8 protein-coding genes are annotated in these 6,560 nt (G+C 67.5%); 3 read left to right on the top strand and 5 right to left on the bottom strand.

The features are described from left to right. Positions 1-550: hypothetical protein (locus A5705_RS28130; RefSeq protein WP_369829598.1), on the top strand; the 550-nt coding region annotated here is incomplete at its 5' end. Positions 551-707: 157 nt separating this feature from the next. Here the strand turns inward: A5705_RS28130 and A5705_RS13205 are convergent. Next, a complete protein-coding gene (locus A5705_RS13205; RefSeq protein WP_067873225.1) occupies positions 708-1,232 on the bottom strand; it encodes a gamma carbonic anhydrase family protein in 525 nt (174 codons plus the stop codon). Between the two features lie 120 nt (positions 1,233-1,352). Here A5705_RS13205 and A5705_RS13200 point away from each other — a divergent pair, with 120 nt between their 5' ends. Both A5705_RS13200 and A5705_RS13195 read left to right on the top strand, forming a co-directional pair. Continuing rightward, positions 1,353-2,510 (top strand): Rieske 2Fe-2S domain-containing protein, encoded by a 1,158-nt coding sequence (locus tag A5705_RS13200; protein WP_067873222.1) that lies wholly within the window; start codon positions 1,353-1,355, stop codon positions 2,508-2,510. A 4-nt stretch (positions 2,511-2,514) separates the two neighbouring features. Then, positions 2,515-2,961, top strand: coding sequence for a hypothetical protein (locus A5705_RS13195; protein ID WP_068277986.1), 447 nt, complete (start codon positions 2,515-2,517; stop codon positions 2,959-2,961). A 76-nt stretch (positions 2,962-3,037) separates the two neighbouring features. On the opposite strand, the gene A5705_RS13190 is transcribed toward A5705_RS13195, so the two are convergent. The 4 genes from A5705_RS13190 to A5705_RS13175 form a co-directional block, all read right to left on the bottom strand. Beyond that, positions 3,038-4,192, bottom strand: coding sequence for a sulfotransferase (locus A5705_RS13190; protein ID WP_068277975.1), 1,155 nt, complete (start codon positions 4,190-4,192; stop codon positions 3,038-3,040). After that, a complete protein-coding gene (locus tag A5705_RS13185; RefSeq protein ID WP_068277972.1) occupies positions 4,192-4,974 on the bottom strand; it encodes an SDR family oxidoreductase in 783 nt (260 codons plus the stop codon). The genes A5705_RS13190 and A5705_RS13185 overlap by 1 nt, the downstream gene beginning before the upstream one ends. Before the next feature lie 2 nt (positions 4,975-4,976). Then, complete coding sequence (locus A5705_RS13180) at positions 4,977-6,116, bottom strand: hypothetical protein (protein WP_067873208.1); 1,140 nt, start codon at positions 6,114-6,116, stop codon at positions 4,977-4,979. An 88-nt stretch (positions 6,117-6,204) separates the two neighbouring features. After that, the gene (locus tag A5705_RS13175) at positions 6,205-6,507 is read right to left on the bottom strand and encodes a hypothetical protein (protein WP_068277969.1); all 303 of its coding nucleotides are present in this window, start codon (positions 6,505-6,507) and stop codon (positions 6,205-6,207) included. Positions 6,508-6,560: the final 53 nt, after the last annotated feature.

Genomic DNA, 6,560 nt, shown 5'->3' with positions numbered 1-6,560 from the left:
CGGCACGGGCGGCACCGGCGGCGGCGGCGGCACGGCGACCACCACTGGCGCCGGCGGCGCTGTCGGATCTGGCGGAGACGGCGGTCAGGGTGGCGGCGGCGACGCGGCCTCCGGCACCAGTGGCGGAAAGGGCGGCGCCGGCGGCGGCGGCGGTGGCGGCGGCGTGGCCTTCGGCTCGAACGCCGCCGGCGGCGGTGGCGGTGGCGGCGGTGCGGGCGCCTCGCCGGCCGATGCAGGCGGAGCCGGCGGTGCCGGTGGCGGCGCCACCAACAGCAGCAATCCATCCTCAAGCGTCGGCGGTCCGGGCGGCCTCGGCGGCGACGCCGGCACCGGCGGTGGGGGCGGCGGAGGTGGCTCCGCGGGCGCCCCTACTCCGGTCGGTGACGGCACTGGCGGCGGCGATGGCGCCGACGGCGGAGCTGGCGGCCCCGGCGGCGGCGGACTCGCCGTCGCGAACGCCGGCGGCAGCGGCGGCGTGGGCGCCGGCACAGGTGGCAGCGGCGGCCAAGGCGCCTTCGGGATCGACGGCAGCCCCGGCCAGTCCAGCTGAGTCCGGCCAAGACGGATGGCCCGGGGCGCTACGGCCGGGCCCCACCGCCCGGCTCGTTGCTGAAGACCCACCCGATCGGCGTGCTCCGCACGCGCACGGTCTCGAATCGAAATCGGCTGCGCGAAAACGCATTACGACGCCGCGGCCGGCGCGGGACTCAGATCGGCTCTAAGCCGGCCAGGTGGCGCTGCGCCAGGTCGCGGTAGGCCTGCGGGTTGACGTTGACCCACATCTCGGCGCCGGTGCCGGCGATCGGGCCTTTCACTTGAGCGGGCGACCCGACCGCCAGCATCCCAGCCGGTATCTGGGTCCCGGCCAGCACCAGGGACCCGGCCGCGATCAGGCTGCGCGCGCCGATCACCGCGCCGTCCAGCACCGTGGCGTGGTTGGCGATCAGCGCCTCCTGACCCACGTGCACGCCGTGAATGCAACACAGATGCGCCACGGTCGCACCGGGACCGATGTCCACCGGGATCCCCGGCGGCGCGTGCAACACTGACCCGTCCTGCACGTTGGCTCCCTCGCGCACCACGATCGGCCCGTAGTCGCCGCGCAGCACGGCGTTGAACCAGACCGATGCCCCGGCCTCGACGGTGACGTCGCCGATCAGGGTCGCGGTCGGGGCCACGAACGCGGTGGGATCGACCCGCGGCGACCGGCCCTCGAAAGCAAACAGCGGCATCGTCTAGATATACCCCAGCGTCAACGTGCCGCTGAAAAGCGCAGCCAGGGCAGGCTTCGTTGCGCCGGTAAGGCCCAAAACTGTAACGTGTTCTAGTTAGAGACTACTTGGAGGTGACAGGTGAGTACCGACACCAAAGCGGTCGGCATCCGGGAGATCGATCCCGGCGCCTTGCCGACCAGGTATGCCCGCGGCTGGCACTGCCTCGGCGTCGCGAAGGACTTCCGGGACGGCCAGCCGCACGCCGTACAGGCGTTCGGCACCAAGCTGGTGGTGTTCGCCGACTCCCACGGTGACCTCAAGGTGCTCGACGGCTATTGCCGGCACATGGGCGGTGACCTGTCCGAGGGCACCATCAAAGGCGACGAGGTGGCCTGCCCGTTCCATGACTGGCGGTGGGGCGGCGACGGCCGCTGCAAGCTGGTGCCGTACGCCAAGCGCACGCCCAAGACGGCGCGCACCCGGTCGTGGACCACGGACGTCCGCGGCGGCCTGCTGTTCGTCTGGCACGACCACGAGGGCAACCCGCCGGATCCGGCGGTCAGGATCCCCGAGATTCCCGAAGCCGCCAGCGACGAATGGACCGACTGGCGCTGGAACCGCATCCTCATCGAGGGCTCCAATTGCCGCGACATCATCGACAACGTCACCGACATGGCGCACTTCTTCTACATCCATTTCGGGCTGCCGACGTACTTCAAGAACGTCTTCGAGGGCCACATCGCCTCGCAGTACCTGCACAACGTGGGCCGGCCCGACGTCAACGACCTCGGAACCTCCTACGGCGAGGCGCATTTGGATTCCGAGGCGTCCTACTTCGGCCCGTCGTTCATGATCAACTGGCTGCACAACAGCTACGGCGGCTACAAGGCCGAGTCGATCCTGATCAACTGCCACTACCCGGTCACGCAGGACTCGTTCGTGCTGCAGTGGGGTGTGATCGTCGAAAAGCCCAAGGGCATGGACGAAGAGATGACCGACAAGCTGTCCCGGGTGTTCACCGAAGGCGTCAGCAAGGGCTTCCTGCAGGACGTGGAGATCTGGAAGCACAAGACCCGGATCGACAACCCGCTGCTGGTCGAGGAGGACGGCGCCGTGTACCAGCTGCGCCGGTGGTACCAGCAGTTCTACGTCGACGTGGCCGACATCACGCCGGAAATGGTGGAGCGCTTCGAAATCGAGGTCGACACCACCCGCGCCAACGAGTACTGGAACGCCGAGGTCGAGGAGAACCTGAAGGCGCGGGAGAACGAAGACGTGCCGGCGGAGCACCACTAGGACCATGCTCGACGACCAGCCGGCGGTCCCCGACGTCGATCGGCTCGCCCGGTCGATGTTGATGCTGCACGGGGACCATGATCACGACGAGCGGCCCAGGGGCACCGACCCGGGCAGTGATTCTTGGTCCAAGTCAAGGGATTTCGCGAACGACCCGCAACGCGCAGCGGCGGTCGCGGAGGCCAGCCGCGCCGATCGCGAGCGCTACCTGACGGCGGGGTTGCTGCCGGTGGACTGCCGGTTCTGTCATGTCACGGTCACCGTCAAGAGGCTGGGCCCGGGCCACACCGCGGTGCAGTGGAACACCGGGGCGGCGCAGCGTTGCGCGTACTTCTCCGAAATTCGGGAGACCGGCGGGGATACCGCGCGTGCGCGCGCCTGCCCGAAGCTCAGCGACAGCATCGAGCACGCCGCCGCCGAGGGCTACCTGGACCACCCGGACGACGACTGAGTCAGTCGCCTTGGGGCAGCTTGGTTATCGCTTCGAAGGCCTCGAGGAAACGGGGTCACTACGCCGAGCCGCCGGATCAGAGCCCAGCGAACCGCTCCTTGACCATTTCCTCGGTCAAGCCGTAGTCAGCCAGCGAATACTTGTGTTTGGGCGCACGCTCGCCGGATTGGCTGTCGGCGTGGGTCTTTTCCATGGCCGCGCGCGCCCCGTCGGTCAGCGTCAGGCCGAAGTGCCGATAGATGTCAGCCACCGTTCCCATCGGGTCGGCGACCAGCGCGCTGTAATCGACATCGTAGAACTGGGCCGGGTCGTATTTGGCTCGTGCGGTGTTGAACCTCTCCAAACCCCGCGACCAGGTTTCCATCGCGTCAGCGCCGATTTGGGCGCCGACGAAAGTCGTCGACCATCCCTCCGCGGTGTGCTGCGCCAGCGAGCACATCGAGGCCATGATGGTCTCGACCGGGCGGTGGGTTTGAATCACCAGCGCGTCCGGATAGGTCGCCATCAGGGCGTCCAACGCGAAAAGATGGCTGGGGTTCTTCAGCACCCACCGCTTGTCGGCGTCGTTGAGCCCGATCAGCTGGAGGTTCTTGCGGTGCCGCCGATACGACGGCGTCCAGTCCTGCTGCGACAACCACTTTGAGTAGCTGGGCAGGTGCGACAGCGTCTCGTACGACACCGAATGCAGCGACTGCCGCAGCAGCTGCCAGCATTCCTCCAGCTCGTAGGCGGCCATGAAATGCAGACCCGTGTAGTCCGGGTTCTCCTGATGGGCACGATTGAACTGCTCGTTGAGCCGGCTGTAGAACGGGTTCGACTCCCAGGTCTCGCGCGGTGGACGCGGCTGGGGAAACTCGGCCAGCCACAACTGCAGGCCCTGGTGCGCCGGGTCGGCGCCGAGGAGCCGGTGCAGCGCCGTAGTCCCGGTGCGCACCAGCCCGGTGACGAAGATCGGCCGCTCGATGACGACATCGGCGTGTTGCGGGTACTGCTTCCAAGCCGACTCCGACAGCAGCCGGGCCACCAGAGCGCCGCGCAGGAAGAACCGGTTCATCTTGCTGCCCAACACCGTAAGGTTCGCCTCACGGCGGTAGGAGTCGAGCAGCACCTCCAGCGCCTCGGCGTAGTTGTCGTCGTCGGTGCCGAAGTCATCGAGCCCGACGAGCTTGGTGGCCGATGCACGGAGTTCGTCGACGGTGGCCACATCTTTCCGATCAGAACTTCGTTCCATCAGTTGTGGTACTCCCCGCAGTTGACGTCGAGCGTCTGCCCCGTGATTCCACTGGACAGGTCGCTGGCCAGGAACAGGATCGCCGAGGCCACCTCGTCCTCGGTGGGCAGCCGCTTGAGGTCGGAGTTCGCGGCGGTCGCCTGGTAGATCTGGTCCGCGGTGGTGCCATACTTGCCGGCCTGGTGTTCGAAGTAGGCCTTCAGCGTCTCACCCCAGATATAGCCGGGAGCAACGGAATTGACGCGAATGCCCTTCTCGCCGAGTTCGGTGGCCAGCGACTGCGACATCGCCAGCAGCGCGGACTTGGCCATCTTGTACGCGCCGTACTTCGCTTGCGAGTGCCGCAGCACCATCGAGTTGACGTTGACGATCGATCCGTGCGACTCCTCGAGCGCCGGCGTAAAGGCCTGGATGAGACGCAACGCCCCCAACGCGCTCAGCTCGATCGCATCGCGGATGTGCTGAAAGGACGTGCCGGCCAAGGGTTTCATCGACGGCACGCGGAACGCGTTGTTGATCAGCACGTCGACCTTGCCGTAGCTCGCCGTGGTGGTCTCGACGAGGTAGTCCACCTCCTCGTCGTTGGTGATGTCGGCCCGTACCGCCAACGCCTTGTGCCCGGTGTCGTTGATCTCCTTGGCCACCGCTTCCAGCCGGTCCAGGCTGCGGGCCGCCAGCACCAGGTCGGCGCCATCGCGCGCGCACCGGTGCGCCAGCGTGGTGCCGAGCCCCGGCCCGACACCACTGATGACGACCACCTTGCGCTTGAGCATTCCCGACATCGTCACCCCAGCATCCTGGCCGCAATTTGCTGTTGACGCAAGGCGATTCGCGCGCGCCACTGGTCCTCGGAAATCTTGTTGTGCTCGAAATACGGCAGCGCGGCGGGTACCCCGTCGAAGTCCACGAGCTCGACGGTGGGACCGTCGGCCTCGGTGAGCTCGCGGGACACCCGCTGCCAGCGGAACTGCACGTAGCCCCGCCGGTGGCCGAGCGTTTCCACCCAGTTGGTCACACCCGGGTTCTGATCGGCAACGACGATGCGGACCTTGCCGTCCGGATCCGCTTGCGCCTGAGTGTTGTTCAGCGAGGTCTGGTGGTTGATGTAGTCCAGCGAGATGTACCACAGGCTGCCCAGCTGGAAGCCGAGATAGGGGGCGTCGGAGACCGGAATGGTGATGACCAGCGCCTGATCGGGCCGCAGATCGAAATGCCCGGCCGACGAATACTGCGTCGCCAGGCCGCCGGGCGTCAGCCGGGGCGCGACCATGGTGTTGACCGGGATGTTCAGGTAGAACCACTGGGGAAACTGCAGCCACGTCTTCACCCGGTTCACCAGCTGCTTACCCGCTGTGGCATAGCGCTTTTCGATCATCTGCCGGGTCAGCGGCGGCGGCGCGGTCCCGGCGGTGTCCTCGCGGGCAATGGTCAGCGTGCCGCGCTGGGCCGACCAGTCGCCGTACACCTCCCGGATCACCAATTGCCCGGGGCCGCTCGGTCTTACCCGCCATTCGAAGCTGCCGTCCGGGGCGATCTCGAGTTCCCGGTCGTCGAACGCGGCCTGGCTGGCGGGAACGTTGTCGTCGGTGTACTCCCCGCCGAGCAACTGGAAGCTCAGGTCGGTGGTGGTCCCGCGCCGCCCGGTGACGACGTAGTCGTGCCCGGCCTGCACGCGGGTGCCGAAGTACAGCGTGTCGGGGTTGTCCAGGCCCATCTTGGTGAACGGCCCCGTGCCCGACTGCAGGAATGGATGGTCGCGCTCGTAGTCGAACGCCAGGTGCATGCAGCCCGCGATACAGCCGGCGAGGTACTGCAGCCCTTCGAGCAGGTCCGCCTCGCTCTCGATGAACGGCGCGGCGGCGACGAGCTGCTCGGCTTCGGCGATCGCGGAAGTGAGGGGACCGGAGACAGGATCAGAGAGCACGCCTAGACGCTAGAACGTGTTCTACTTTTTCGTCAATGGCGAACGTTCGCGCGCGTCGTCGACGGGGTCAGGCCACGACGCCCGCTCGCTACGGCACGCACTGCTGGGACAGATCGATCAGATGCTGGCGAACGTCCGGATGCCGGCTCAGGTAGTCCATGAAGTTGCCGCCGCCGCCCTCCGCCTGGGACCTCGACTGCAATTCCTGCTTCACGTCCGGATGGCGGGTCAGGTACGCGTCGATGGAATTGCCCACGGTCTGATTCGGGGGGCAGTCGGGAGCGGCGCCGGCCACCGGCAACGCGATCAACGCCGGGGCGATGGCGCTCAGCAGAGCACCGGCAAGCACACCGCGCAGTCTGCGCCCGAACGGGCTGGTATTCACGCTCATGCCATCGAGGCTACCCGCGTCAGCCCGGGCCGGACACCCGCTTGCCCGAGCCT

Origin of the sequence: Mycobacterium sp. E787 (genome assembly GCF_001668725.1) — a bacterium.
Lineage (GTDB): Bacteria > Actinomycetota > Actinomycetes > Mycobacteriales > Mycobacteriaceae > Mycobacterium.
Note: the sequence above shows the minus strand (reverse complement) of the source record. Positions and strands in the feature narration are given on the sequence as shown.

Bases quoted from the DNA above. Each gene is read 5' to 3' on its own strand.
- A5705_RS13205 (WP_067873225.1), bottom strand. From the start codon at position 1,232: ATGCCGCTGTTTGCTTTCGAGGGCCGGTCGCCGCGGGTCGATCCCACC.
- A5705_RS13195 (WP_068277986.1), top strand. From the start codon at position 2,515: ATGCTCGACGACCAGCCGGCGGTCCCCGACGTCGATCGGCTCGCCCGG.
- A5705_RS13190 (WP_068277975.1), bottom strand. From the start codon at position 4,192: ATGGAACGAAGTTCTGATCGGAAAGATGTGGCCACCGTCGACGAACTC.
- A5705_RS13185 (WP_068277972.1), bottom strand. From the start codon at position 4,974: ATGTCGGGAATGCTCAAGCGCAAGGTGGTCGTCATCAGTGGTGTCGGG.
- A5705_RS13175 (WP_068277969.1), bottom strand. From the start codon at position 6,507: ATGAGCGTGAATACCAGCCCGTTCGGGCGCAGACTGCGCGGTGTGCTT.